21 protein-coding genes are annotated in these 23,592 nt (G+C 67.3%); 10 read left to right on the forward strand and 11 right to left on the reverse strand.

Features of this window, described 5'->3' with window-relative positions:
* Positions 1–6 precede the first annotated feature (6 nt).
* Positions 7–1,803, forward strand: coding sequence for an IlvD/Edd family dehydratase (locus LC060_RS07135; protein WP_226634001.1), 1,797 nt, complete (start codon positions 7–9; stop codon positions 1,801–1,803).
* Positions 1,804–1,898: 95 nt separating this feature from the next.
* On the opposite strand, the gene LC060_RS07140 is transcribed toward LC060_RS07135, so the two are convergent.
* Together LC060_RS07140 and LC060_RS07145 are read right to left on the reverse strand one after the other, a co-directional pair.
* Positions 1,899–2,198, reverse strand: coding sequence for a hypothetical protein (locus tag LC060_RS07140; RefSeq protein ID WP_052322268.1), 300 nt, complete (start codon positions 2,196–2,198; stop codon positions 1,899–1,901).
* Positions 2,199–2,322: 124 nt separating this feature from the next.
* Positions 2,323–3,354: a patatin-like phospholipase family protein gene (locus LC060_RS07145; RefSeq protein ID WP_226634003.1), complete on the reverse strand. Its 1,032-nt coding sequence runs from the start codon at positions 3,352–3,354 to the stop codon at positions 2,323–2,325.
* Between the two features lie 218 nt (positions 3,355–3,572).
* Here LC060_RS07145 and LC060_RS07150 point away from each other — a divergent pair, with 218 nt between their 5' ends.
* Positions 3,573–5,375, forward strand: coding sequence for a sensor domain-containing diguanylate cyclase (locus LC060_RS07150; protein WP_226634005.1), 1,803 nt, complete (start codon positions 3,573–3,575; stop codon positions 5,373–5,375).
* Between the two features lie 2 nt (positions 5,376–5,377).
* On the opposite strand, the gene LC060_RS07155 is transcribed toward LC060_RS07150, so the two are convergent.
* Positions 5,378–6,430 carry a Leu/Phe/Val dehydrogenase gene (locus tag LC060_RS07155; protein WP_226634007.1) on the reverse strand — a complete coding sequence of 351 codons (1,053 nt, stop codon included), beginning with the start codon at positions 6,428–6,430 and terminating at the stop codon, positions 5,378–5,380.
* A 125-nt stretch (positions 6,431–6,555) separates the two neighbouring features.
* Between LC060_RS07155 and LC060_RS07160 the strand changes: the two genes are divergently transcribed.
* Entirely contained in the window at positions 6,556–7,017 is a 462-nt protein-coding gene (locus LC060_RS07160; protein ID WP_226634010.1) for an Lrp/AsnC family transcriptional regulator, read from the forward strand.
* A gap of 141 nt (positions 7,018–7,158) precedes the next feature.
* On the opposite strand, the gene LC060_RS07165 is transcribed toward LC060_RS07160, so the two are convergent.
* The 3 genes from LC060_RS07165 to LC060_RS07175 all read right to left on the reverse strand — a co-directional run bounded on the left by LC060_RS07165 (position 7,159) and on the right by LC060_RS07175 (position 11,822).
* Complete coding sequence (locus LC060_RS07165; RefSeq protein WP_226634011.1) at positions 7,159–8,466, reverse strand: spinster family MFS transporter; 1,308 nt, start codon at positions 8,464–8,466, stop codon at positions 7,159–7,161.
* Between the two features lies 1 nt (position 8,467).
* Complete coding sequence (locus LC060_RS07170; protein WP_226634013.1) at positions 8,468–9,337, reverse strand: alpha/beta fold hydrolase; 870 nt, start codon at positions 9,335–9,337, stop codon at positions 8,468–8,470.
* Between the two features lie 118 nt (positions 9,338–9,455).
* The gene (locus tag LC060_RS07175) at positions 9,456–11,822 is read right to left on the reverse strand and encodes a TonB-dependent receptor (protein ID WP_226634015.1); all 2,367 of its coding nucleotides are present in this window, start codon (positions 11,820–11,822) and stop codon (positions 9,456–9,458) included.
* A gap of 112 nt (positions 11,823–11,934) precedes the next feature.
* Here LC060_RS07175 and LC060_RS07180 point away from each other — a divergent pair, with 112 nt between their 5' ends.
* On the forward strand, positions 11,935–12,615 hold the full coding sequence (locus LC060_RS07180; protein WP_413465094.1) for a TetR/AcrR family transcriptional regulator: 681 nt from the start codon (positions 11,935–11,937) through the stop codon (positions 12,613–12,615).
* A gap of 107 nt (positions 12,616–12,722) precedes the next feature.
* Positions 12,723–13,364 carry a L,D-transpeptidase family protein gene (locus LC060_RS07185; RefSeq protein ID WP_226634016.1) on the forward strand — a complete coding sequence of 214 codons (642 nt, stop codon included), beginning with the start codon at positions 12,723–12,725 and terminating at the stop codon, positions 13,362–13,364.
* 133 nt (positions 13,365–13,497) lie between these two features.
* Here LC060_RS07185 and tilS read toward each other — a convergent pair whose 3' ends face one another.
* From tilS to LC060_RS07210, 5 genes are all read right to left on the reverse strand, one after another.
* Positions 13,498–14,493, reverse strand: coding sequence for a tRNA lysidine(34) synthetase TilS (gene tilS, locus LC060_RS07190; RefSeq protein ID WP_226634019.1), 996 nt, complete (start codon positions 14,491–14,493; stop codon positions 13,498–13,500).
* Positions 14,474–15,466 carry a tetratricopeptide repeat protein gene (locus LC060_RS07195; protein WP_226634021.1) on the reverse strand — a complete coding sequence of 331 codons (993 nt, stop codon included), beginning with the start codon at positions 15,464–15,466 and terminating at the stop codon, positions 14,474–14,476. Before LC060_RS07195 ends, tilS begins: the two co-directional genes overlap by 20 nt.
* A 136-nt stretch (positions 15,467–15,602) precedes the next feature.
* Entirely contained in the window at positions 15,603–16,715 is a 1,113-nt protein-coding gene (locus LC060_RS07200; protein WP_226634022.1) for a helix-turn-helix domain-containing protein, read from the reverse strand.
* Between the two features lie 227 nt (positions 16,716–16,942).
* Positions 16,943–19,219 (reverse strand): phosphoenolpyruvate--protein phosphotransferase, encoded by a 2,277-nt coding sequence (gene ptsP, locus LC060_RS07205; RefSeq protein WP_226634024.1) that lies wholly within the window; start codon positions 19,217–19,219, stop codon positions 16,943–16,945.
* Between the two features lie 158 nt (positions 19,220–19,377).
* Positions 19,378–19,533 (reverse strand): YdcH family protein, encoded by a 156-nt coding sequence (locus LC060_RS07210; RefSeq protein ID WP_084592079.1) that lies wholly within the window; start codon positions 19,531–19,533, stop codon positions 19,378–19,380.
* Between the two features lie 222 nt (positions 19,534–19,755).
* Between LC060_RS07210 and LC060_RS07215 the strand changes: the two genes are divergently transcribed.
* The 5 genes from LC060_RS07215 (at position 19,756) to nadA (ending at position 23,590) form a co-directional block, all read left to right on the forward strand.
* Positions 19,756–19,953: a YdcH family protein gene (locus LC060_RS07215; RefSeq protein WP_148629274.1), complete on the forward strand. Its 198-nt coding sequence runs from the start codon at positions 19,756–19,758 to the stop codon at positions 19,951–19,953.
* Positions 19,954–20,134: 181 nt separating this feature from the next.
* Entirely contained in the window at positions 20,135–20,656 is a 522-nt protein-coding gene (locus LC060_RS07220) for a DUF1465 family protein (protein WP_226634025.1), read from the forward strand.
* Positions 20,657–20,725: 69 nt separating this feature from the next.
* On the forward strand, positions 20,726–21,613 hold the full coding sequence (locus LC060_RS07225) for an MBL fold metallo-hydrolase (RefSeq protein WP_226634027.1): 888 nt from the start codon (positions 20,726–20,728) through the stop codon (positions 21,611–21,613).
* A 104-nt stretch (positions 21,614–21,717) separates the two neighbouring features.
* Positions 21,718–22,434 carry a hypothetical protein gene (locus LC060_RS07230; protein WP_226634028.1) on the forward strand — a complete coding sequence of 239 codons (717 nt, stop codon included), beginning with the start codon at positions 21,718–21,720 and terminating at the stop codon, positions 22,432–22,434.
* Positions 22,435–22,597: 163 nt separating this feature from the next.
* A complete protein-coding gene (nadA, locus tag LC060_RS07235; protein WP_226634030.1) occupies positions 22,598–23,590 on the forward strand; it encodes a quinolinate synthase NadA in 993 nt (330 codons plus the stop codon).
* Positions 23,591–23,592: the final 2 nt, after the last annotated feature.

Genomic DNA, 23,592 nt, shown 5'->3' on the forward strand with positions numbered 1-23,592 from the left:
CCCACCATGACCGATCAGACCAAACCCAAGCTGCGTTCGCGCGCCTGGTTCGACAATCCTGAAAACATCGACATGACCGCGCTCTACCTGGAGCGCTACCTCAACTTCGGGATCAGCCTGGAAGAGCTGCGCTCGGGCAAGCCGATCATCGGCATCGCCCAATCGGGCAGCGACCTTTCGCCCTGCAACCGCCACCACCTGGTGCTGGCCGAGCGCGTGCGTGAAGGCATCCGCGAGGCGGGTGGCATTCCCATGGAATTCCCGGTCCACCCGATCCAGGAAACCGGCAAGCGCCCGGGCGCCGCGCTCGACCGCAACCTTGCCTACCTCGGCCTTGTCGAACTGCTCTACGGCTACCCGCTCGACGGCGTCGTGCTGACGATCGGCTGCGACAAGACCACGCCCGCCGCGCTGATGGCCGCCGCAACGGTCAACATCCCGGCCATCGCGCTGTCGGTCGGCCCGATGCTGAACGGCTGGCACAAGGGCGAGCGCACCGGCTCGGGCACCATCGTGTGGAAGGCCCGCGAGATGCTGGCCGCAGGCAAGATCGACGATGAGGGCTTCATCAAGCTCGTCTCCTCCTCGGCGCCCTCGACCGGCTACTGCAACACCATGGGCACGGCGACGACGATGAACTCGCTGACCGAGGCCCTGGGCATGTCCCTGCCCGGTTCGGCCGCGATCCCCGCGCCCTACCGCGACCGCCAGGAATGCGCATGGCGCACCGGCAAGCGCATCGTCGACATGGTGCACGAGGACCTCAAGCCCTCCGACATCCTGACGCTCGATGCCTTCCACAACGCGATCCGCGTCAACTCGGCCATCGGCGGCTCGACCAACGCGCCGATCCACCTGGCCGCGCTGGCCCGCCACATCGGTGTCGAACTGCCCCTCACCGACTGGGAGGAGAAGGGCCACAAGATCCCGCTGCTGGTGAACCTCCAGCCCGCAGGTGAATACCTGGGCGAAGACTACTACCATGCAGGCGGCGTGCCTGCGGTCGTTGCCCAGCTCATGGGCCAGGGCCTCATCGCCGAGGACGCGATCACCGCGAACGGCAAGTCGATCGGCGACAACTGCCGCGATGCGACGATCGAGGACGACAAGGTCATCAAGACCTTCGACACCCCGCTCAAGAAGGAAGCCGGCTTCATCGTCATGACCGGCAACCTGTTCGACCAGGCGATCATGAAGACCTCGGTGATCTCGGACCAGTTCCGCGAGCGCTACCTCTCCAACCCCGACGATCCCAACGCCTTTGAAGGCAACGCGGTCGTCTTCGATGGTCCGGAAGACTACCACAAGCGGATCGACGATCCTGCGCTGGGCATCACCACCGACACGCTGCTCTTCATGCGCGGCGCGGGCCCCATCGGCTATCCCGGCGCGGCCGAGGTCGTGAACATGCGTCCGCCCAGCTACCTCATCACCGAAGGCGTGGGCGCACTCCCGTGCATCGGCGACGGGCGCCAGTCGGGCACCTCGGGCAGCCCCTCGATCCTCAACGCCTCGCCCGAGGCGGCGGCGATGGGCGGCCTCGCCCTCATCCAGACCGGCGACCGCGTGCGCATGGACCTTGCCAAGGGCCGCGTCGACGTGCTGATCCCGGACGAGGAGATGGCGGCGCGCAAGGCGGACCTCGAAGCGCGCGGTGGCTACCCCTATCCCGCCTCGCAGACCCCCTGGCAGGAAATCCAGCGCGGCATCGTCGGCCAGATGAACACCGGCATGATCCTCGAGGGCACCGAGAAGTTCCAGCGCATCCACCAGACCCGTGGTCTGCCGCGCGACAACCACTGATCTCGTGCCCCGATCCGGGGCATGAACCGACACGAAAGGGGCGGCTTTCCACACCGGGAAAGCCGCCCCTTTTCGCATGCACCGCAAGGGTGCGCTCAGGCCGAGATCACCGCGCTGATGCGATGGAGGAAGGGATGGTGCGGCGTCGCGCCGTGTTCGACCCGGGTAAAGCGTCCATTGTCGATATGCGCCAGCTGCGCCTCGATGGCCGGGACAAGCTCTCCCTCGCGCACGTCGATATGCGCCTTGAAGGTGCCATCAAACTCCAGCAGCACGCTCTTGGCCCGGGGAAAGGCGGCACACAGACGCTCGCGAATCTCGGCGAGTTGCCCCGCGATCGGCTGGTTGCCGGGGCCCGGCTCGGCGCCCTCGGGTCTGGTGCTGCCTGTATCCATGCCTGTCCTGCCTGCTTGCCCGTACCTGGAAGATCCAAGAATAGCCGATTTCAGGGCTTTGGAAAGCATGCTCCCCTGTAGCTCCCCTCAGGAATTCACCTGAGGGACTGTCCGGCCCTTCTGCTCAGGGTGCGTAGCGGGTCGCCAGGTCCGCCGTGCCGCGCCGCCCCAGGTCCTCGCCGTAGGCGGCCAGCCAGCCTTCGGCCGCATCGCGCCCGGCGTCGTGGAGGTGCTCGAGCACCTCGCGCACCGGCATCATCTTGGAGCCTGCCGGCATCGCCCCCAGCGTCGCCTCATCGTGGATCTCGTGGACGCGCAGGCGCCGCAGGCGTGCCAGCAGCCCCTTGCCGAACGCCAGCGGCCCCACCTCGTTCTGGATCAGCACCAGCCCGCGCATGTCCTTGATAAGCGTCTGGTTGAACGAAAACTCGGTCAGCCGGTTGGAGATATCGGCCGCGCTGCGCGGGGTGTCCCCGCGCGACATCGGATTGATCGTCACCAGCAGCATGTCATCGTTCGGGCTGTTCTGGATGAGCGGGAAGATCGGCGGGTTCGCACTATAACCCCCGTCCCAGTAGTCCACGCCATCGATGGTGACCGGCGGAAAGAGCAGCGGCAGGCATGCCGAGGCGAGCAGCACGTCGCTCGACAGCTCCTCGTTCTCGAAGATGCGTGCGTTTCCCGTGCGCACGTCGGTGGCCGAGATGAACAGGCGCGGTGCCTCGGGCCGGCGCAGCGCGGCAAAGTCGATATGCTCGGCAAAGACCTCGCGCAGAAGATCCTGCGTGCGCGCGCCCATGTCGGGCGAACTGGGCAAGGCGACATTGCCGAGCATCGTGCTCCACATCTGCGAAAGCGCCTCGAAGGTGGCGGGGAAAGCCTCCATCATCGGCAGCAGTGGCCCCGCGCTGCGCCCCGAGCGGTGGATCGCCTCCCAGAAGCGCGCAAGGGCTGACGCCGCGCCCTCGCGCCCTCCGGTAACGAGCCCGCTGGCAAAGACCGCCGCGTTGGCCGCGCCCGCGCTCGCCCCGCTCAAGGCAGAGATCCAGATGCGCTCCTCGGCCAGCAGACGGTCGAGCACGCCCCAGGTAAAGGCGCCGTGTGCGCCTCCGCCTTGCAAGGCCAGATCCAATCCAAGCGCCCGCGCTGCGACCATATCTTCACTCCCTCTTGCAGGCCCATCGGTCCGGTGGCGAAACTAACCTGCACACCGGCGTCCGGCAATCGAATGCACAGGTGCATCCTGGCCAAGACCCTGCCAGTTATGGAACTTTCCGGGGCTCGATCGGCTTCCCTTGGGGGAACGCACAGGACTTTCCAACGCTCCCCAAATCTGTTTAGTGGGAATTAACTGCCCTAATGCGAAATGCCCTTATGCAAAACGGCCAACGTCTTTCGACTCATGTGGGCATCTGGCCTGCGCTGGTCGGCGTTGCCTATTTTGCCTGTGCGGCCATTGCGCTCAAGCTGACCGAAGGCACCGACGGGATCGCGACCGTCTGGCCCGCGAGCGGCATCTCGATTTCCGGCCTTCTCCTGTGCCGTCCCGCCCAGCGCCTGGCCATGTTTCTCGCCATCGCCCTCGCCAGCTTCGCGGCCAACCTCTATGCCCAGATCCCGGTTGTGGAGATCGCAGCCTTTACCACCGCGAACACGCTGGAAGCGGCCATCGGCTATTTCTGCATCCGGGAGATCAATCGCGAGCGCGAGACGATCTACAGGCCCTTGAGCGTCGTGCAGTTCTGCATCGCCGCGCTCCTGACAGGCACGCTCAGCGGCGCCATTGCCTCGGCGCTGACAGGAGCGGGACTGTCCATCATGTTCGTCTCCTGGGCGACCACGGTGAGCCTTGGCATCATGATCGTGGTGCCCCTCATCCTCAACATCGCCCTCGGATATTCCGCAAGTCTAATGCGGCATCCGCGGCTTCTCATCACGCCGGTGCTGATCCTCGCGGCCGTGGCCATCGTCAGCTATGCGGTGTTCCACCAGAGCACCTTCCCGCTGCTGTTCGTCCCGCTCATGGCGGTCATCGTCGCGACCTACCTGATCGGCCCCAATGGCGCGATGACGAGCATCCTCATCATTGCCGTGATCGGCTCAAGCCTGACCCTGACCGACAGCGGCCCGATCCACCTGATGCGCGACCGGGCCCCCTTCGCCGTCACCTTGTTCATGCAGTTCTACCTGCTCGTGCTGCTGCTTTCCGCGCTGCCGCTGGCCGCTCTTCTGGGCGCGCGCGACCGGGTCATCACCGAGGTCAGCCGCGCCAACCGCTGGCTGGAGATGTCCGAGCACTTTGCCCACGTCGGCCACTGGCGGCTCGATCTGGCCAAGCAGAAAGTGTTCTGGTCGGACGAGGTGTTTCACATCCACGGGCTGGAGCCGGGCCCCAACCCGCCGCTTGAAGGCGCGATCAGCTACTACCACCCCGACGACCGCCCCAAGGTCGAAAACTTCCTCGCCAAGCTGGTGGAAACCCACGAGCCCTTCGATTTCCAGGCCCGCCTGATCACCGCGCAGGGGGAGGAACGCTACGTGCGCAGCCGCGGCGATGTGGAGCGCAACGCGGCGGGCGATGCAGTCGGCCTGTTCGGGATCTTCCAGGACGTGACCGAGGCCACCATCACCAACCTGCGCCTGGCCGAAGCGCGCGAACTGGCCGAGCGGCAGGCCGACATGGCGATGCTCATGGCCCAGACCGATGCCCTCACCGGCATTGCCAACCGGCGCAGCGCGCTCAGCTTTCTGGAGACCGAGATGCGTCTCGCGCTCGAAGACGGAACGCCGCTCAGCGTCGCCATTCTCGACATCGACCATTTCAAGAGCATCAACGACCGCTTCGGCCATGGTGCGGGCGATGCCGTGATTCGCAAGACCGCCGCCCTGTGCAGCGGCGCGGTGCGCTCTTCCGACCTTGCTGGACGCATCGGCGGCGAGGAATTCGTGCTCATCCTGCCGGGCGCCGACAGCGCCACCGCGCAGAACGTGGGCGAGCGGGTGCGCGTCTCCATCGAGACCGCGGACTGGGGCAGCGATGGCCCCGACACGGTCACCGCCAGTATCGGGGTCGCCACTCTCAAGGGGACAGAAGGCGCCGAACAGCTTCTCGCCGAAGCCGACGGCGCCCTCTACCGGGCCAAGCGCGAAGGTCGCAACCTCCTGCGCGCGGCCTGAATTCAGGCGGTTTCCGCGACCTCGGGGCGGCGCATCTTGGCTTCCGCCTCGCGGTCCGCGACCGCCGAGCTGGTCAGGCCTTCCGCCTCAGCCATCTCCAAAATGCCTGCCGTGCGCGGCCCGATTGCCAGAACGCGGCCACGCACCTGATCTTCGCTTTCGCCAAGGTATTCGGCGGCCACGTTGATGATGCCCCCCGCGTTCACGACGTAGTCGGGCGCGTAGAGGATCGAACGCGAAGCCAGCGCCTCGGCCATCTCGGGGGTGGCTAGCTGGTTGTTGGCCGCCCCGCACACGAGACCAGCCTTGAGGCCCGCGACGGTAGCAGCGTCAAGTGCGCCGCCCAGCGCGCAGGGCGCGAAAACATCGCAGGCGATCCCGGCGATGGTGTCGATCGAGGCCAGCTGCGCGCCTAGTTCGTCGGCGAGCGCGGACGCACGCGCGCCGTCGATGTCGGCGAGGACCAGCTTTGCGCCCTCTTCGGCGAGCAGGCGCGCGAGGCGCCCACCAACACTGCCCACGCCCTGCACGGCCACGGTGGTACCTGCCAGCGAGCCGCCGAAGCGCAGCCGGGCCGCCGCCTTCATCGCCTCGAACACGCCCAGCGCCGTCCAGGGCGAGGGATCGCCGCCCGCAAAGCCGGGGCGCGCGGTGCGCCCGGCAACGTGGCGGGTGTTGGTGGCGATGGCTTCCATGTCGGCAATCGTCGTGCCCACGTCCTCGGCGGTGACGTAGCGGCCACCCAGGCGCTCGACAGCCTCGCCGAAGGCCTCGAACAGGGCCTTGCGGTCAAAGTCTCCGGCCGGACGGCGGATCACCGACTTGCCACCACCCAGCGGCAGCTCGGCCGAGGCGTTCTTGTAGCTCATGCCTTCGGCCAGGCGCATCGCGTCGGCGAGCGCCGCCTCGGGGGTATCGTAGGTCCAGAAGCGGCAGCCACCCGCAGCCGGGCCGCGCGCGGTGGAGTGAATGACGATGTAGCCATCGAGACCGGCCTTGGGATCTTCGAGGCGGATGCATTCTTCGGGCACGCTGCGCGTGGCGGCGACAACCATCGTATCACTCCTTTGCTTGGGAGACCGCCTATAACGTGTGCGCCACGGAAAATCTTTTCTCATTCCGGCCCCGTAGAGCCTCGCAGTGAATGGACCATCCTCCAGAAGGCACTATAGAGGTCAATATGACCGAGCTTGACGCCTATGAGCGAAAAATTCTCCGCGAGCTGCAACGCGACGCCAGCCAGACCACAGCGCAGATCGCCGAGAAGGTCGGCCTTTCCGCCTCGCCCTGCTGGCGGCGCATCGACCGGCTCGAACGCGAAGGCGTGATCGTGCGCCGCGTGGCCATCATCGACCGCGAGAAAGTGGGCCTCAACGCGCACGTCTTCGTCCAGGTCAAGCTCAACGCCCACGGCCGCGCCAACCTCGACGAGTTCGCCGCACAGATCCGCGACTTTCCCGAGGTGCTCGACTGCTACGTGATGATGGGCTCGATCGACTTCATGATTCGCGTCGTGGCCGAGGACATCATGGCCTACGAGCGCTTCTTCTTCGGCAAGCTCTCGCAATTGCCCGGCGTGCAGGAAGTGAACTCGATCGTGGCGCTCTCGCAGATCAAGTCGACGACCGAGCTTCCGATCTGAAGAGACAGAGAGAAGTGATTGATTCAAGGGGCCATCGCCCCTTGACCCCGTTACTGTCGACCTCACCATTCCCAGCCAAGGTAGCGAGAGAGCCCTGAGGTCGACAGTTCCGGGAGCCCGAGGGCGATGGCCCTCGGATACTTACTTTACTTCCTCTACCCATTCCCGGCGCAGGAACGGCCCGGCCAGCGCCATCAGCGTGGCGGCGACAAGGTAGAGCACCAGCGCGAAGAGCATCGACATGCGCAGCGCCTCGCTCCCGTAAACCGGCGTCAGCGCGGTCGAGAGCGCGCCCAGCGCATAGATCCCGCCGCCAAGGCCGATGAGGTTGTTGATGAGGAGGAACAGCGCCGAGGCGGTCGCGCGCGCGGGCGGATCGACAAGGTGCTGGATCGCCGAGGTCACCGGCCCCAGCCAGACATAGGCCAGCGCCTGGGGCACGAGGAAGAGGAGGAAGGCCAGTGGCACGCTCGAGGTCCAGATCCCGGCGGCAAAGAGCGGCACCGCGATGGTATAGGCCATTGCCGGAACCCAGCCGTAGAACGCCCGGTCGGCCTTGCCCAGCTTGTCGGCCAGGATACCGCCCAGAAGGACGCCCACCGTTCCCCCGATCAGCAGCACCGCGCCGATGAACCACGACGTGTGGACAAGGTCGAGCGCGAAGCTGCGCTGGAGGAGGCTCGGCAGCCAGAACGCGAGGCCATAGCCCAGCATCGAACTGGAGGCCGCGCCGAAGCTCAGCAGCCAGAACGCCTTCTTGCGCGCCAGCACGCGGGCCACCGCGCCCAGCGTGGGCGAGGTCGGGCCCCGGTCCGCCACGGCGGGCTTGGGCCGGTCGCGCACCACGAACTTGAAGGCGGGCGCGATGAGCAGGCCACACAGGCCGACGACCGCGAACGCCGCGCGCCAGTCCACCGTCGCCGCGACATAGCCGCCCGCAAGGACGCCCGCGGCCGATCCCAGCGGAATGCCCAGCGAGTAGATCGAGAGCGCGAAGGCGCGCCGCTCGGACGGGAAGTGATCGCCGATCACGGCATAGGACGGCGCGACCCCACCCGCCTCGCCGATCCCGACGCCAAGGCGGGCCAGGAAGATGTGCCAGAACCCCTGCGCCAGACCGCACATGGCGGTGAACAGGCTCCAGCACACGAGCGAGCCGGTGATCACCCAGGAGCGGCTCGTGCGGTCCGCGAGCGAGGCCAGCGGCACGCCCAGCGTCGAATAGAGGATCGCGAAGGCGAGCCCGCCCAACAGGCCCATCTGCGCGTCGGACAAGTCGAGATCCGCCTGAATCGGTGCGGCGAGGATCGCCAGGATCTGCCGGTCCACGAAATTGAAGATGTAGACCAGCAGCAGCATCGCCAGCACCAGGTTGGGCGACGCGGCCTTGCGCTCCCCCGGAGCGGATGCGGGTGGGGGCGCGGCGCGGGAGGTGTCCAGTGTGGCCATGTCAGCCCATGTGCTCCTTGCAGAAGGCGGTGATCGCGGCGCGCGCAGGCGCCTCGTCGAGGATCGGGGCATGGCCCACGCGCGCGATCTCCACCGCTTCATAGGGACCGGAATGGCGGCTGGCCATCTCGGCAACGGTCGGCGCGCTCAGGAGGTCCGAAATCGCGCCGCGAATGACCAGCACCGGGATCGCATCGAGCGCGTCCCACAAGGGCCACAGATCGGGCGGCACCACAGTCGCGTCCTCGCCCGACACGCCCTTCGAGATTTCCGGGTCGTAGGCAAAGGCGACGGTGCCGTCGGCGTTCTCCACGCAGGTCCGGCGCGCAAAGGCCATCCAGTCGGCCTGCCCGAAATCGGGGAAGGCCGGGGCGTTGATGGCCCGGCAGCGGGCGGCCGCCGCGTCCCAGTCCGCCATCGGACCACCCGGCCCGACATAGCCCTGGATGCGGGTCAGTCCCTCGGTATCGAGAACCGGGCCGATGTCGTTGAAGACCATGGCCCTGGCAAAGCCCGGGCGCATCGCCTGCATGACCAGTGCCATGAGCCCGCCCATCGAGGTGCCGATCACCCCGCAGGTTTCAATGCCCAGCCCGTCCAGCAGCGCGAACATGTCCGCGCAGTAGACGTCGGGCCGGTACTGCGCGGGATCATCGTCCCATTGCGAGAGCCCGCGCCCGCGCTGGTCGGGCACGATCAGGCGGTAGTCGCCGGCAAGGTAGGCCGCCACCGGCGCGAAGTCGGCGCTGTTGCGGGTGAGCCCGTGCATGAGCAGCAGCACGGGCGCGTCGGGGCGCGCGGCGGGATAGTCGCGCGCGACCAGATCCAGCCGCCCACAGGCGCTGCGATAGCGGTGGAGCGCGTAGTCCATCGTCGGGGTATCCTTTCCTGGCAAAGCCCGTTCCTGGTCCGGTCCGGCCGCGCGGCATGCCCCCCAGCATCGCCGCCCAGCCGGACCGGTAGGCCCTGCCTCTAGTGCGTGTCTACGTTCAGAATTCCAGCGACGCGGTCACGAAGACCTGCCGCGGGTTGCCGTAGAACGCGGTCAGCGTGCCCTCGGTGCCCAGCGTCGGGGTCAGCGGGCTCGCCAGCGCGCCGGTCAGCGGATCGGCGGCCATGAAGGTGTAGCCCGAGGTCTTGTAGCGCTTGTCGGTCAGGTTCTTGCCGTGGACGCCCAGGCTCCAGTTCCCGCCGGGCGCGGTGTAGACGATGCTCGCATCGATGAGCGCATACGATCCCTGGTCGAGGTAGGGGTTGGGCAGCTCGAACTGGTAGGTCTTGCTGCGGAACGAGAGGGTCGAACTGAACGAAAGGTCGCCATCGCCGACCGGCGTTTCGTAACCCAGCGTGCCGCTGCCGGTCCATTCGGGCGTGTTCTGGATCTTGCGGTAGTCCGAAACATCGGTCGGCTGACCGCCGATGAGGCCCTCGTACTCGGTGTAGCGCGCATCGATCCAGCCCAGCGATCCGGCGAAGGTCAGGCGGTCGCCCATGCCGATGAAGTCGCGGGCAAGCGTGGCGTTGGTCTCCAGTTCGATACCGTCGATCTTGGCCTTGCCCGCATTGGTGATGACCCCGCAGAAGGTGGGGATGCCGCCGACCGTGCAGCCCGCCGAACCCGGGATCTGGACGTCGCTGTAGTCCATGTGGAAGGCCGCGAGCGCCACGTAGAGATCACCGCCGAAGAGGTTGCCCTTGTAGCCGATCTCGTAGCTGTTCACCGTTTCGGGATCGAAGCTGAGGTAATCGGCAATCTCGCCGTCGCTGGGAATGCCGCTCGGGTTGCTGGTCGGTGCGTTCACGCCCACGCCGCGCGGGTCGAAGCCGCCGCCCTTGAAGCCCTGGCTGAAGCCGCCGTAGATGTTGTGGTCAGGGGTCGGCTTGAACGAGAGCGAGACGCGCGGGGTGAACTTCTTGAAGGTCGCCGAGCCCGAGAAGTTGGTGCTCGCCCCGCCGAAGGGAATGCCCGCACCGCCATAGACCGGCGAACCACCACCCAGGTAGTTCTGGCGCAGGATCGAGGCCGAGCGCTTGTCCCAGGTGTAGCGGCCACCGCCCGACAGGCTGAGCTGGTCTGTGATGTCGAGGGTGAAGTCGGCAAAGGCCGCCCAGGTGTCGGTGTCGACATCGGCCTGGGTGAAGGCGGTGAGGCCATCGAACGCGGTGAACAGGCGCACGTCGAACTGGGTGTCGGCGGTTGCGGTCAGGTAGTAGAAGCCGACCAGCGCCTGGAGCGCGCCGCCGTCATCGTACTGCAGCTGGAATTCCTGGCTCAGCTGTTCGTTGCGGTAGTAGGCCGGGACGTCGAGGTCGACCGCGGGCAGCGCATCGAAGTCGATCGGCGAGGCGCTGGAATCCTTGCGCCAGGCGCTGATCGACTTGAGGGTCAGGGTGTCCGAGAGATCCGCCGTCGCGTTCATCGACAGCCCGTAGGCCTCGACGTACTGGCTGGGGTCCATCAGCCCGCCGCGGGTGTCGTAGACATCGTCCAGCACCGGCGCGCCGCTGGAAAAGCCCGGGATCAGACGGTGACCGCCACGCGCGTTGGAATTGTCCTTGGTGTAGTCACCCGAAATCTTGATCAGCACCGGCTCGCCGTAGCCGCCGATCTCAAGGCTGGCGCGTCCCGCCCAGATGTCCTTGTTGTAGTTTTCCTCGCCCGTGGTGAGGTTGTCGCCGAAGCCTCCACGCGAAAGGCGCGCGAACGATCCGCCCACGCGGATGAGGTCGGTCAGCGGCGTCGAGGCCGTCACCACCACGTCCGCCTGGTCGTACGTGCCCAGCGTGCCGCGCACCTTGATGGACGGGTCGAGCGGCATGTTCTTGGTCACGTACTTGACCGCGCCGCCGATGGTGTTGCGCCCGTAGAGTGTGCCTTGCGGCCCGCGCAGAACCTCGATGCGCTCGACGTCGTAGATGTCGAGGACGGCGGCCTGCGGACGGTTGAGATAGACATCGTCAAGGTAGATGCCCACGCCCTGCTCGAAGCCCGAGACCGGGTCCTGCTGGCCGATGCCGCGGATGAAGGCGGACAGCGTGGAGTTCGTGCCGCGCGAGGGTTCGAGCGTCACGTTGGGGGCCGACTGGGCGATCTCGGTGACATCGAGCGCGCCGGTCTTGGCGAGCTGCTCACCGCTGAAGCTGGTCACCGCGATGGGCACATCGACCAGGCGCTCCTCGCGCCGGCGGGCGGTGACGATGATCGCGCCGCCGGTGGCCTCGGGCGGCGTCTCGGCCTGTGCGGGGGTGGCTTGCGCCTCCTGCGCGGCGGCCGGAGCCGTCAGGACAAGAGCCCCCAACCCGGCGAGAAGCGCCAGCGCACTCGCCTCACGAACGCGGAATCGCGCCTTGTTCATAGCATTCACTCCCAATGAACCAATTCTTGTTGGGCCCTGCTTATTGATACTTGAACCGGGTTTCAACTCCAAAGATTTGCCAAGGCTCGCAAGAGCCGATAGCTGTGGCTTCGTGAGCACAGAAAAGCCCCCCCTGGAGGATCCGAACGGCGCGCCGCCCCCGGCCGAGAATGGCGCAAACCCGCCAGCGGACAAGGTTCCGCGCACCGAGCGCGGGCGCAAGACGCGGCGCAAGCTGCTCGACGCGGCGGCTATCGAATTTGGCGAAAGGGGCTTTCACGAGGCTTCGATCACCTCGATCACGCAGCGCGCCGGAACCGCGCTGGGCAGTTTCTACACCTATTTCGATTCCAAGGACGAGATCTACCGCGCGCTCGTCAGCGACCTCAGCGCGCGCGTGCGCGAAGCCGCGCGCGAGGCCCGGCGCACCGACCTGCCCGCGCTGGAAGCCGAACGGGTGGCGCTGACGAACTTCCTCAAGTTCGCGAACGAGCACAAGGAGATCTACCGGATCATCGACGAGTGCGAATTCGTCGACCCCGCGACCTTCCGCGCGCACTACGAAGGCACCGCGAGCCGCATCACCGAGCGCCTCGCCGACGGGGTGCGCAAGGGCGAGCTCCGCGCCAACGTGGAAGAAGCCCACGCCTGGGCGATCATGGGCATGAACGTGTTCCTGGGCCTGCGCTATGCGGTGTGGACGCAGGACCGCAGCCCCGCCGAAGTGGCCGAGATCGCCAACGCCATCCTGCGCGGCGGGATCACCGCGCACGGCGACGATCCGGCCGAGTAAGGCCCCTTTCCCGCTGCGGGACACCCGGTGCCAAGCCACTGGCGCACAGGCGGGCGATCTGCGATCAGGATGGGCTAGACAGCCTCCACACGAAGTGACCAGCCGACGTGAGTTCCCGCCTTCTCCTGCTTTCCGGCCTCGGCGCCATCGTGGTCATCGGCGGCGTGCTGACACTCGCAGGCCGCTCGGACCCGGCGCCCGAAGCCACGCCGAGCCCGGTGGAGGTTGCCGAGGCCGAAACTGCGCCAGCCCCGGCCGAGCCCCCCGCCCCCGCGCCGGACGAACCTTTCGTCATCAAGCGCATCCTCCCCATCGAAGGGCCGATCCGCTACGGCGAATGGCACTGGGACGAGGATGGCGTGCCCGATGGCCCGCTCGTCATCACCGTGGACCTCGACGCGCGCGTGCTCTCGGTCTTTCGCGGCGGCTACGAGATCGGGGCGACGGCCGTTCTGCTGGGAAGCCAGGAAAAGCCCACCCCCACCGGCGTCTTTCCCATCACCGAGAAGGACATCGACCACGTCTCGAACATCTACACCGGCGCGCCGATGCCCTACATGCAGCGCCTGACCAACGACGGGGTCTCGCTGCACGGCTCGAAAGTGGAGAAAGGCTACGCCAGCCACGGCTGCGTGGGCATGCCCGATCCCTTCGCGGCCAGGCTGTTCCAGATGACCAAGCTGGGCGACAAGGTCTACATCACCCGCGGCAAGCAGATCGGCATGGGCGACAGCCTCGTCGAAGGGTAGGAATTGATTCAAGGGGCCATTGCCCCTTGACCCCAAAATCGGCGACCTTGCCGTTCTCAGCCAGCGCAGCGCACGTAAGGTGCGCTAGACGGTATGGGGAGCCCGAGGGCGATGGCCCTCGGATATCCTCCTTCTATCTCTTCACCGCCCGGCGCGGCGCCTTGGCGAAGCTCCACCCGCCCGCGTTGGGACGGACGACAAGATTGCCGATAGAGGCAGGCTCACCTGCACACAGCGCGTCGAACAGGCGCGCAACGGCGCTTCCGCGCGGTTCCTGCCCGTCGAGTTCGGTGACGATGCGCGCGACCACGCGCAGGGCCACCGCGCGCGGGGCCTGGGGCTTGTAGCGCACCCCCATCGGCTCCTTCTTGAGGCACGAGCGGTATTCCAGGTCCGCCATCCAGGCGAGCGCGGCATCCGCTTCGGCCAGATGCGCGGCGCTTTGCGCGATCGCCGAAACGTCGATCCAGTCGGCCTGCGCGAGAGCCTTGCGCAGCCGCACCCGGTCGTAGCGCTCGTTCGCGTTGCTGGGGTCCTGCGCGGCCTTGATCCCGGCTTTCTCGACGATCTCGGCCAGTTCGCTGCGGCGCCAGCCCAGCACCGGGCGCAGAAGCGGGATCTGCGTTTCGGGCACCCGGCCCAGCGCGCGCGTTCCGGCGAGGCCCGCGACACCGCTTGCACGATTGAGGCGCATCAGCAGCGTCTCGGCCTGGTCATCGGCGTGGTGGCCCGAGAGGATCGCGGCGAGGCCACGGTCCTCGACCCAGCTCGCCAGCGCGGCGTAACGCGCGGCGCGGGCCATGGCCTGCACGTTGCCCTCGGGCACGGTAACGGGAAGGATGGCGTGGGGAACGCCCAGCCGCGCGCAAAGCGCCGCAACATCGGCGGCTTCCTGCGCGCTTTCGGGGCGAAGGCCATGCTCGACGGTCGCCGCCTCGACCCGGCGCGGAAACGCGGCGGCGGCGAGCAGCAGCAGCGCGGTGCTGTCGGGCCCGCCCGAGACCGCAAGGCCCAGACGCACGGCCTCATCGGCCAGCGCCCAGCCCCACAGCGCGGTCAGATCGGCGCGAAACCGTTCGACCGCCTCGGGAGCCGGGACCAGCGCGGGATCAGTTGCAGTCGAGCCCATTGCGCGTGGTGGAATAGAGCGAGCCTAGGCGTCCCGCCGCCTCGGCCGCGTAAGTCTCGCTGAATTCGGCCAGCGCGATGCAGGCGCGCTTGGTGTCCTTCAGCTCCTTCATCGCGATGCCCAGGTAGAGCAGGCTGTCGGCTGCGCGCGCACCCTGCTTGTCGGCCTGGTAGTTCTGGAGGAACCACTTGGCCGCTTCGGACGGGTTCTTGTCGTCGAGCCAGGCGCGGCCCAGCAGGTTGCGGCCATAGCTTGCCATGCGGTGGTTGGGGTACTTCTCAAGGTAGATCTTGAGCTGCTGGCGCGCCTCGGGGAAGTAGCCCGCGTCCCACAGGCGGAAGCCGTAGGTGTATTCGTCCTCGCCCGCATCGCCGGTCTGCGGCTTGACGATGGCCTGCACGCCCTGCGCCCGGGCGCTGGTGGCAGGTGCAGGCTGGGCGGGCGCCGGCTTTTCCGCCGCAGCCGGGGGCGTCTTGATGACCCCGCCGCTCATCGCCGAGAGGTTGTTCTGCGAGGCGCTGACCGGCTCGGCCTGCGGGGCGCTCTGGGCCGCGGGCGCGGCGGGAACCGAAGCCGAGGCAGCGGCATTGGCGGCGACCTTTTCCTCAAGGAGGGCCAGGCGGTTGCTGTTCTGCTCGACCTGCGAGGTCAGGCGCGCCATCTGCGATTCCACCGCTTCCATGCGGTTCAGGAGATCGCTGACCGGGGTGCTGGTGGCCGTCTGCGGCTCCGGCGATCCGGCTGCGGGCGCGGTAATCTGGGGCTCGAAGAAGGTGCCGCTGCCGCCGGGGAAGACCTTGCGCTGGAGCGCGCTCACTTCCTTCTCGACCTTGCGCAGGCGCGCATCGGTGTTGTCCTGCGCGGCCACCGAAACCGGGCTTACGCTCGCCACGAGCGCGACAGCCAGTGCGGCCAGGGCCGAAGTGCGCGGCAGGCGGCGGAGCACCTGTGTCTTCGTGGGATACGCAATCATCGCCTAATTCTTCTCCGTCTCTGGGCCCCTGAGGCCCGGCGGCTGCAACCATGGGCGCCCGGCATCGAACAGGGGATGAACCACGGGCGACAGGCCCCCTGCTTGCCGCAAGGCACCTGCACCTGTCGAGGCTGGCTTATTCGGAAGTCGTGGATACCGCAGTCGGCCCCGAAGTCGGACTGGGGCTCGCGTTGCCGGTCGGAAGGATCGAGACCGGGCCGCCGCTCTCCTGCGTGGCCGACGCGCTCGGCGTCGGGCTGGCCGTTGCCGGACGCGCGGTCGCGGTGCGGCTGGGCGCCGGGCTCGGGCGCGCCGTGGCCGTGCGGCTCGGCGTCGGGTTCGGGCGCGGACTGGCGGCCGGGCTGGAGCGCGGGGTCGGCGTCGAGGTCGCGCGGGGCGTCGGCGTAGCCGTGGGTGCGGGCGTTGGGGCGGGCGTGCCAGCCGGGCTCGCGACGGGCGCGGGCGCGGCGCTCCCCAGCAGATCACGCGGCGCGAGCGAGACACCCGAGACGGTCTCGGGCTTGTCCGAAAGCGCAGGCACAGCGACGCCGCCCACGGTGATCGCCAGGGCGTCAGGGCGCGCGGTGCGCAGCTTGGGCGCGTCGGCATCGGCGGGCACGGTCCAGCTCTCACCACGTCCCAGCACCGTTTCCACCAGAGTGGCGCCGCTGCCATCCGAGACGCGCAGCCAGACCTGGTCGGCATTGGCCGTCAGCACCACCGGGCCGGACGGGACCGCAGCCGACGGGGACGCCGCCGCGACCGCCTGCGCCGGAGCGGGCGCCGCGCTCGGCTCTTCGCCGGGCAGAAGCGAGGGCAGCTCGCCTTCGGGCGAGAACACGCTGCTCCAGAAATAGAAGACGAGGCCGATCACCAGGACGACCGCGCCCCCCGCCAGCCAGGCGAGGCCGCTGGAGGGCACGCGGGCGGGATCGCCGGGCTCGAAACTGGGCTGGGTGACCGGCGCATAGGGCTCGTGCGCGTCAAGCTGGGCGCGCACCTTGTCGGCGATGACCTTTTCATCGAGCCCCATCGCGCGGGCATAGGCGCGCGAAAAGCCGACCGCGTACGTGCGCGCGGCGAGGTCCTCGAAACGGTCCTCCTCGATCGAGAGAATATGGCGCTCGGCAACCTTGGTGCGCGAGGCGATGTCGGCGCGACTGAGACCGGCCTCTTCGCGGGCCTTGAGCAGGGTCTGGCCCGCAGTGAGGGGCTGCGAGGTCGGTTCGGGTGTTTCCACGTTATCCATTAGGCTCCGAGGGGCACGAGCGGCGATCAGAACACGGTCTGTTTGCGCGCGCTAACCAACCTTTACGACACGACAAAGTCAATCGAAGAGGGCATCTGGGACCAAAAAGTTTTGACACCTTCCCACCACCGCGCGCCAGAACGTGCAATTTGCACGTCTGCCGTCCGCGCCCACGCGTTTCTGCGCGACACGACGGCGCACAGGCCCCATGCAAGGATCAGCAGGGATCAGTCGGTGAGAAGCCCGCGCGCCGAGGCCCAGGCGTGCATCGTCTCACGCAAGTTGGCGGGCGGCTCGGCCAGCCAGCCGCGCATCGCGGTCTCGATCTCGCCCAGATCGGTCTTGCCAACAAGGTCCTTGATGCGCCCGACCGAAGCCGGGGTGATCGAAAGGCGGTGGATGCCCAGCCCCAGCAGCGCCAGCGCTTCCAGGCGGCGCCCGCCCATTTCGCCGCATACGCCGATATCGACGTTGCTGCCCTCGAGCGAGGTCACCACGCGGCGCAGGAAGCGCAGGATCGCGGGGCTGAGCCAGTCATAACGCTCGGCCAGCTTGGGGTTGGAGCGGTCTGCGGCAAAGAGGAACTGGGTCAGATCGTTGGTGCCGATGGAGAGGAACGAGATCTTGGGGGCCAGAATGTCGAGCTGCTCAGCCAGCGCAGGCACCTCGAGCATGACGCCGTAGCGGATCGCCTCGGGCAGCATGCGCTTGGTCTTGCGCAGGTACGCCAGCTGCCCCTCGAACACGGCCTTGGCCTCGTCGAACTCCCAGGGCTCAGCCACGAGCGGGAACATCACGTTGAGCTCGCGCCCTCCGGCCGCTTCGAGCAGCGCGCGCGCCTGAACCTTGAGCAGCCCCTCACGTTCGAGCGCGACGCGCAGCGCGCGCCAGCCCATCGCCGGGTTCTCCTCACCCTCGCCGTCATCGTGGCGCAGGTAGGGCAGCGTCTTGTCGCCGCCGATGTCGACCGTGCGGAAGACCACCGGTTTGGAGCCCGCCGCATCGAGAACGTCGCGGTAGAGCCGCGTCTGGCGCTCGCGAGCCGGGAGCGTGGCCGAGACGAGGAACTGGAACTCGGTGCGGAAGAGGCCAATGCCATCCGCGCCGGTCAGGCTGAGATTGGCGATATCATCGCGCAGGCCAGCATTGATGCGCACCTGGATGCGCGTGCCATCCTTCGTGACCGGCTCGACATCGCGCATCGAGGCGTAGACCGCCTGCTTCTCGCGATTCTTGGCAAAGCGCGCCTCGAAGGCCTCGATCGCCCCTGCCGAGGGGCGCACGGTCGCCATGCCCTGCTCGGCATCGAGCAGCAGCATGTCGCCCTCGCGCACGTAGCCGCGAAGCCCCCGCACGCGGCCCAGCACCGGAATGCCCATCGCGCGCGCGACGATCACCACGTGGCTGGTGAGCGAGCCCTCTTCCAGAACCACGCCCTTCAGGCGTCGCTTGTCGTACTCAAGGAGCTCGGCCGGCCCCAGATTGCGCGCGATCAGGATCGCATCGTTGCGCAGACCCAGCGAGGCGGCGGTGCCGATCTGGCCCGAGACGATGCGCAGCAAGCGGTTCGCCAGGTCCTCCAGATCGTGCATGCGGTCAGCCAGGAGCGCGTCGTCGATCTGGCGCATGCGCATGCGGGTGCGCTGCTGCACGCGTTCGATGGCAGCTTCGGCGGTAAGGCCGGAATCGATCGCCTCGTTGATACGGCGCGTCCAGCCTTCGTCATAGGCGAACATGCGGTAGGTCTCGAGCACTTCCTCATGCTCGCCGCCCACGCCGAACTCGGCCTGCCCGGCCATGCGGTCGATCTGCTCGCGCATCTTGTCGAAGGCAAGGATCACGCGCTGGCGCTCGGCCTCGGTGTCCTGGGCGACGATGTGCTCAATGGTGACGCGCGGCTGGTGGTAGACCGCCGTGCCCTGCGCCAGTCCCTTGACCAGCGACAGGCCGCGCAGCTGCTCGGGCGCGTTGTGCGCAGGATCGAGCGAGGCGGTGTCCTCGTCGTCAATCAGGCCTGCGTTGGTGATGAGCTCGGAGAGCACCATCGCCACGGTCTGCAGCGCCTCGATTTCCACTTCCTCGTAGCGCCGCCGCTCGACATGCTGGACGCCCAAGACGCCCACGGCCCGCTCGCGCCGCACGATGGGGACGCCCGCGAAGGAGTGGAATTTTTCCTCGCCCGTTTCCGGACGATAGGAGAAGTCGGGGTGGGCCGCAGCCTCGGCCAGGTTGAGGGTCTCGATCTTCTCGGCAATCGTGCCGACGAGACCCTCACCAATGGCCAGGCGCGTCACGTGGACGGCCTCCTGGGCCAGGCCGCGCGTGGCGAAGAGCTCCAGCATGCCCTCACGCAGGAGGTAGATCGAGCAGACCTCCGAATGGAGGCTCTCCCCGATCACTTCCACGACCGTATTGAGCTTGGCCTGCGCGTGTTGGCGCGAGGCCATCACCTCGTGAAGGCCGGTGAGGATGTTTCGTGCTGCGTCGACGGCTCCGCTGGTCATGCCTTGGGGAGTACCCCAAACGCGGGCGTTTGGAAACGCGGTTGGAGCGCGCAAATCGACCCAGCTATGGATAAGGCCTCCGCTTCCGGAGGAGCTTGTCCCAAAACAGGGCTGGAAAAGGCCGCGTCACGCGCGGCGCGAGGCCCAGCGCGAAGCGTTCAGCCCCGGCCGATCTCCTCCTTGATCATCAGCTTTCGCTTCTTGAGGGCCTGTATCACCACGGCATCAGGCATCGGGCGGCTCAATTCGTCGTGAAGCCGGCGATCGATACCGGCGTGCTTGAGCTGCAGGGCGCTGACGTGAGAACTTTCCATGAATGGTGTCTCCTCTTTCGTGGATACGCGATCCCTCTTTCCGGTGGCCCGGATTGGCGACTCGGTTCTCAGGGACCGGCGCAATCGAAGGGAACCACATTCACAGCATCTTGCGAAGTCCGGGATTGCTACATATCGGTGAGTTGCGTGAAACCTGCGTCAGGCCGGATTCACCAATTGCACTGCACAAACGGGCCCATTCTAGCGTTCGAGGAATCCGCCGTGACCGAAGAGGAAATGCGTAAACGGCTGGAAATCCTGCGGATCGAGCACCGCGACCTCGACGCCGCGATCGATGCCCTGCGCGCGGCGGGCGGCACTGACCAGATGCAGATTGCACGCCTGAAAAAGCGCAAGCTGGGCCTAAAGGACCAGATCACCCATATCGAGGACTACCTGATTCCCGACATCATCGCCTGAGACTCACCGCGATCCGGCGCGCAACTCTCGGCCTCGTGCGAAAAATCAGGGTAAATCCGTGATAAAGGTTAAAGTACATCAACCGTAAACCGTGCCAGTCAGGGACACATGCCCTGCCCGGCACGGGTTTGCGCACCTTTCCCATTGCCCCTGATTCGCGCATGCGAAATAGCTGTTGGCCATGACCCACACGCTGGCCATCTGCCCCCGCATCGTGGAGGGCCTCTACCGCGAGGCGCTCGCGCTGTCGGAGGACGTGCGCGGGACTTTCTCCGCGTCCGGCCGGATGTCCGGCCAGCTTGCGCCCCCGGCCCGTCCGGCGTCCGGCGCGAAGGCGCCCAGCACCGACGAGGAGCGCATCCGCATCGCCTATTCGCGCGTCGGGCTCGCCACGACCACGCGCATGATGCACGCGATTGCCTGGCTGCTCCAGCACCGCGCCTATTTCATGGGCGAGATCGGAGAGGAGCAGCTGCGCCGCCACGGACGGCTGGCCCAGGACCTGCGCCATGCCCGCGAGGGACGCGAATGCGACGAGGCCCTGCTTGACGCCGGGATCACCCGCCTCGTCGCGCGCACCCGCACCTTCTACGCGCGCCTGGAGCGCCTCGACGAGACCTGGAGCCTGTCGCGCGAGGAGGCCGCGGCGGCCAGCGCCATCGAACGGCTGCGCCAGCGCATCGAGGGCCGCCTCGCCAGCTGATCGCCCGGCGCGCGCTCCTCGCAGCCGACACGCCTCGACATGGACGCCCCAAGCCCCCATAGCGCCTCCATGCAGAGCGACGCGGAACCCGAGCGGCCTTATGCCCTGGCCGAGACGATTGCCCCCAAGGTACGGCGCGTGCTCGCGCGCAATCCCTCGCCCTTCACCTACACCGGCACCCAGACCTACCTCGTGGGCGATGGCGCCGAAGTCGCGGTGATCGATCCCGGCCCGGCGCAAGAAGAGCACCTCGCCGCGATCCTCGACGCGCTGGGCGAGGCCCGCCTCGTCGCCATCGCGTGCACCCACACCCACCGCGACCACTCGCCCGCAGCCGCGCCGCTGAGCGCGCGCACGGGCGCCCCCATCATCGGCTGCGCGCCGCTCACGCTGGAGGACGACGGCCCGCGCGCCGATGCCGCCTTCGACGCCGACTACCGCCCCTCCCGCGTGCTGGCCGACGGCGAGAGCATTTCGGGCGAAGGCTGGACGCTCACCGCCGTTGCGACGCCTGGCCACACCTCCAACCACCTGTGCTTTGCGCTGGAAGAGACCGGCGCGCTGTTCACGGGCGATCACGTCATGGGCTGGTCGACCAGCGTCGTCTCTCCGCCCGACGGCGACATGAGCGACTACCTCTCCAGCCTCGCGCGGCTCTACGAGCGTACGCAGGACACCATCTACTTTCCCGCGCATGGCCCTGCGATCACCAAGCCCCACCAGCTCGTGCGCGGGATGCTGGGCCACCGGCGCAGCCGCGAGCGCCAGATCCTGCGCCAGATCGAGGCGGGCAACACCACCATCCCGGCCATGGTCCCTCTCATGTACAAGGGCGTCGACGAGCGCCTCTGGCCCGCGGCAGGCCGCTCCGTGCTGGCCCACCTCATCGACCTCGAGCGCCGCGACCTGGTCGTGCGCTGCGGCGATGCGTGGCATTTGCCCGAGGGAATCGCTTGACAGCACCCCGGCGATAATTGCGAAAATGTAAAACAGGATTTCGCAAATCGCACGAGTTGACGTACTCTGCCCCCCAGAAAAACCGAAAAACTGGGGGAAGACATATGGCAAGCTTGGCACCTGCCAAGACCAAGGCACTGAGCTTCTGGCAAAAAGTCGCGCTGGGAATCGCGGCGTTTGATCTCTTCGCGTTCCTGCAATTTACCGCGCGCGGATTCGTCGATGTCGGCGCGGCGCCGCTGTGGATCCATCTACACGCCGCCGCGATGCTCGCCTGGCTCGGTTTCTTCGTCCTCCAGCCCACGCTGATCGCGCGCGGCGATGTCGCCCGCCATCGCCAGACCGGGACCATCGCCCTCGTCCTCGCGCTCGGCGTCGTGGTGCTGGGCGCCTATTCCACCTACATGAGCGTGGCGAGCCGCCATGTGCCCGGCTTCTTTGCGCCGTCCTACTTCCTGACGCTCAACACCATCAACATCGCGACTTTCGGCGCCTTGGTGCTGGGCGCGGTCATCGCGCTCGGCCGCGACATCACGGCGCACCCGCGCCTGATCGTGGGCGCCAACGTGATGATCCTGGAACCCGCGCTGGGACGGCTCCTCCCCTTCCCGCTGATGCAGCCCTGGGGTGAATTTGCGGTCATGGTGCTGCAACTGGGCGTCCTGGCTCTGGTCGCACGCCACGATCTGGCGCAGTTCGGGCGGGTCCACCGCGCCACGCTGGTCTCGCTTGGAGCCGTGGCCTTCTCGCACACCCTGGTCGAGATGATGGGCCGTCTCCCCGCCGTCCACGCGCTGGCCGAGCGCATCGCGCAAGGCTAAGCGCGTCCACCTGGCGGCCAGGCCGCCGTCCGCCGCGCCCTTGCGCATTTTTCCCTTGGGTCCTTGCACACCCGCCCCTAAGTAAGCCGCAAAAGGGCACAGGACCGGGCGCAGGCGCGCCGCGAACCGAGACGCCCGGACAAGGACCGAAGGGAAATCCGCCATGACTGCCATGCCTGATCGTGCCGATCTGAAGGGCCTCGATCTGCGGGCCGAGATCGAGCGTCTGCGCAAGGAGCGCAACGCCGTCATCCTCGCCCACTACTACCAGAAGCCCGAGCTGCAGGACCTGGCCGACTTCGTGGGCGACAGCCTGGAACTCAGCCGCAAGGCCGCCGAGACCGACGCGGACGTCATCGCCTTTTGCGGCGTCAAGTTCATGGCCGAAGTCGCCAAGATCCTCTCGCCCGAGAAGACCGTGATCCTGCCCGACATGGAAGCGGGCTGCAGCCTGGAAGATTCCTGCCCGCCCGAGAAGTTCAAGGCGTTCCGCGAGGCCCACCCGGACCACATCGCGCTCACCTACATCAACTGCTCGACCGAGGTGAAGGCGCTCTCGGACGTGATCGTGACCAGCTCCAGTGCAGAAACGATCCTCCAGCAGATCCCGGCCGACCAGAAGATCATCTTCGGCCCCGACCGGCACCTGGGCGGCTACCTGTCGCGCAAGTTCAACCGCGAGATGCTGCTCTGGCCGGGCGTGTGCATCGTGCATGAGGCCTTCAGCGAGACCGAGCTTCTGAAGCTCAAGGCGCAGCATCCCGGCGCGCCGATTGCCGCGCACCCGGAATGCCCGCCCACCATCGTCGACCACGCCGATTACGTGGGCTCGACCAGCGGCATCCTGAACTACGCCAAGGCGATGGAAGGCGACACGCTGATCGTCGCGACCGAGCCGCACATCATCCACCAGATGGAACGCGCGCTCCCGAACAAGACCTTCATCGGCGCGCCGGGTGCGGACGGCAACTGCAACTGCAACATCTGCCCCTACATGGCGCTCAACACCATGGAAAAGCTCTATATCGCGCTGCGTGACCTGGAGCCGAAGATCGAGATCGAGGAAACCCTGCGCCTCGACGCCAAGAAGAGCCTCGATGCCATGCTCGAAATGGCCTCGGGCACGGTCGGCAAGGGCGACCTGGGAAACCGCTGAGA

It is taken from the genome of Novosphingobium profundi (assembly GCF_020524485.1).
GTDB classification, from domain to species: domain Bacteria; phylum Pseudomonadota; class Alphaproteobacteria; order Sphingomonadales; family Sphingomonadaceae; genus Novosphingobium; species Novosphingobium profundi_A.

Coding starts and splice junctions, on each gene's coding strand:
- LC060_RS07135 (WP_226634001.1), top strand. CDS start 7: ATGACCGATCAGACCAAACCCAAGCTGCGTTCGCGCGCCTGGTTCGAC.
- LC060_RS07140 (WP_052322268.1), bottom strand. CDS start 2,198: ATGGATACAGGCAGCACCAGACCCGAGGGCGCCGAGCCGGGCCCCGGC.
- LC060_RS07145 (WP_226634003.1), bottom strand. CDS start 3,354: ATGGTCGCAGCGCGGGCGCTTGGATTGGATCTGGCCTTGCAAGGCGGA.
- LC060_RS07150 (WP_226634005.1), top strand. CDS start 3,573: ATGCAAAACGGCCAACGTCTTTCGACTCATGTGGGCATCTGGCCTGCG.
- LC060_RS07155 (WP_226634007.1), bottom strand. CDS start 6,430: ATGGTTGTCGCCGCCACGCGCAGCGTGCCCGAAGAATGCATCCGCCTC.
- LC060_RS07160 (WP_226634010.1), top strand. CDS start 6,556: ATGACCGAGCTTGACGCCTATGAGCGAAAAATTCTCCGCGAGCTGCAA.
- LC060_RS07165 (WP_226634011.1), bottom strand. CDS start 8,466: ATGGCCACACTGGACACCTCCCGCGCCGCGCCCCCACCCGCATCCGCT.
- LC060_RS07170 (WP_226634013.1), bottom strand. CDS start 9,337: ATGGACTACGCGCTCCACCGCTATCGCAGCGCCTGTGGGCGGCTGGAT.
- LC060_RS07175 (WP_226634015.1), bottom strand. CDS start 11,822: ATGAACAAGGCGCGATTCCGCGTTCGTGAGGCGAGTGCGCTGGCGCTT.
- tilS (WP_226634019.1), bottom strand. CDS start 14,493: ATGGGCTCGACTGCAACTGATCCCGCGCTGGTCCCGGCTCCCGAGGCG.
- LC060_RS07195 (WP_226634021.1), bottom strand. CDS start 15,466: ATGATTGCGTATCCCACGAAGACACAGGTGCTCCGCCGCCTGCCGCGC.
- LC060_RS07200 (WP_226634022.1), bottom strand. CDS start 16,715: ATGGATAACGTGGAAACACCCGAACCGACCTCGCAGCCCCTCACTGCG.
- ptsP (WP_226634024.1), bottom strand. CDS start 19,219: ATGACCAGCGGAGCCGTCGACGCAGCACGAAACATCCTCACCGGCCTT.
- LC060_RS07210 (WP_084592079.1), bottom strand. CDS start 19,533: ATGGAAAGTTCTCACGTCAGCGCCCTGCAGCTCAAGCACGCCGGTATC.
- LC060_RS07220 (WP_226634025.1), top strand. CDS start 20,135: ATGACCCACACGCTGGCCATCTGCCCCCGCATCGTGGAGGGCCTCTAC.
- LC060_RS07225 (WP_226634027.1), top strand. CDS start 20,726: ATGCAGAGCGACGCGGAACCCGAGCGGCCTTATGCCCTGGCCGAGACG.
- LC060_RS07230 (WP_226634028.1), top strand. CDS start 21,718: ATGGCAAGCTTGGCACCTGCCAAGACCAAGGCACTGAGCTTCTGGCAA.
- nadA (WP_226634030.1), top strand. CDS start 22,598: ATGACTGCCATGCCTGATCGTGCCGATCTGAAGGGCCTCGATCTGCGG.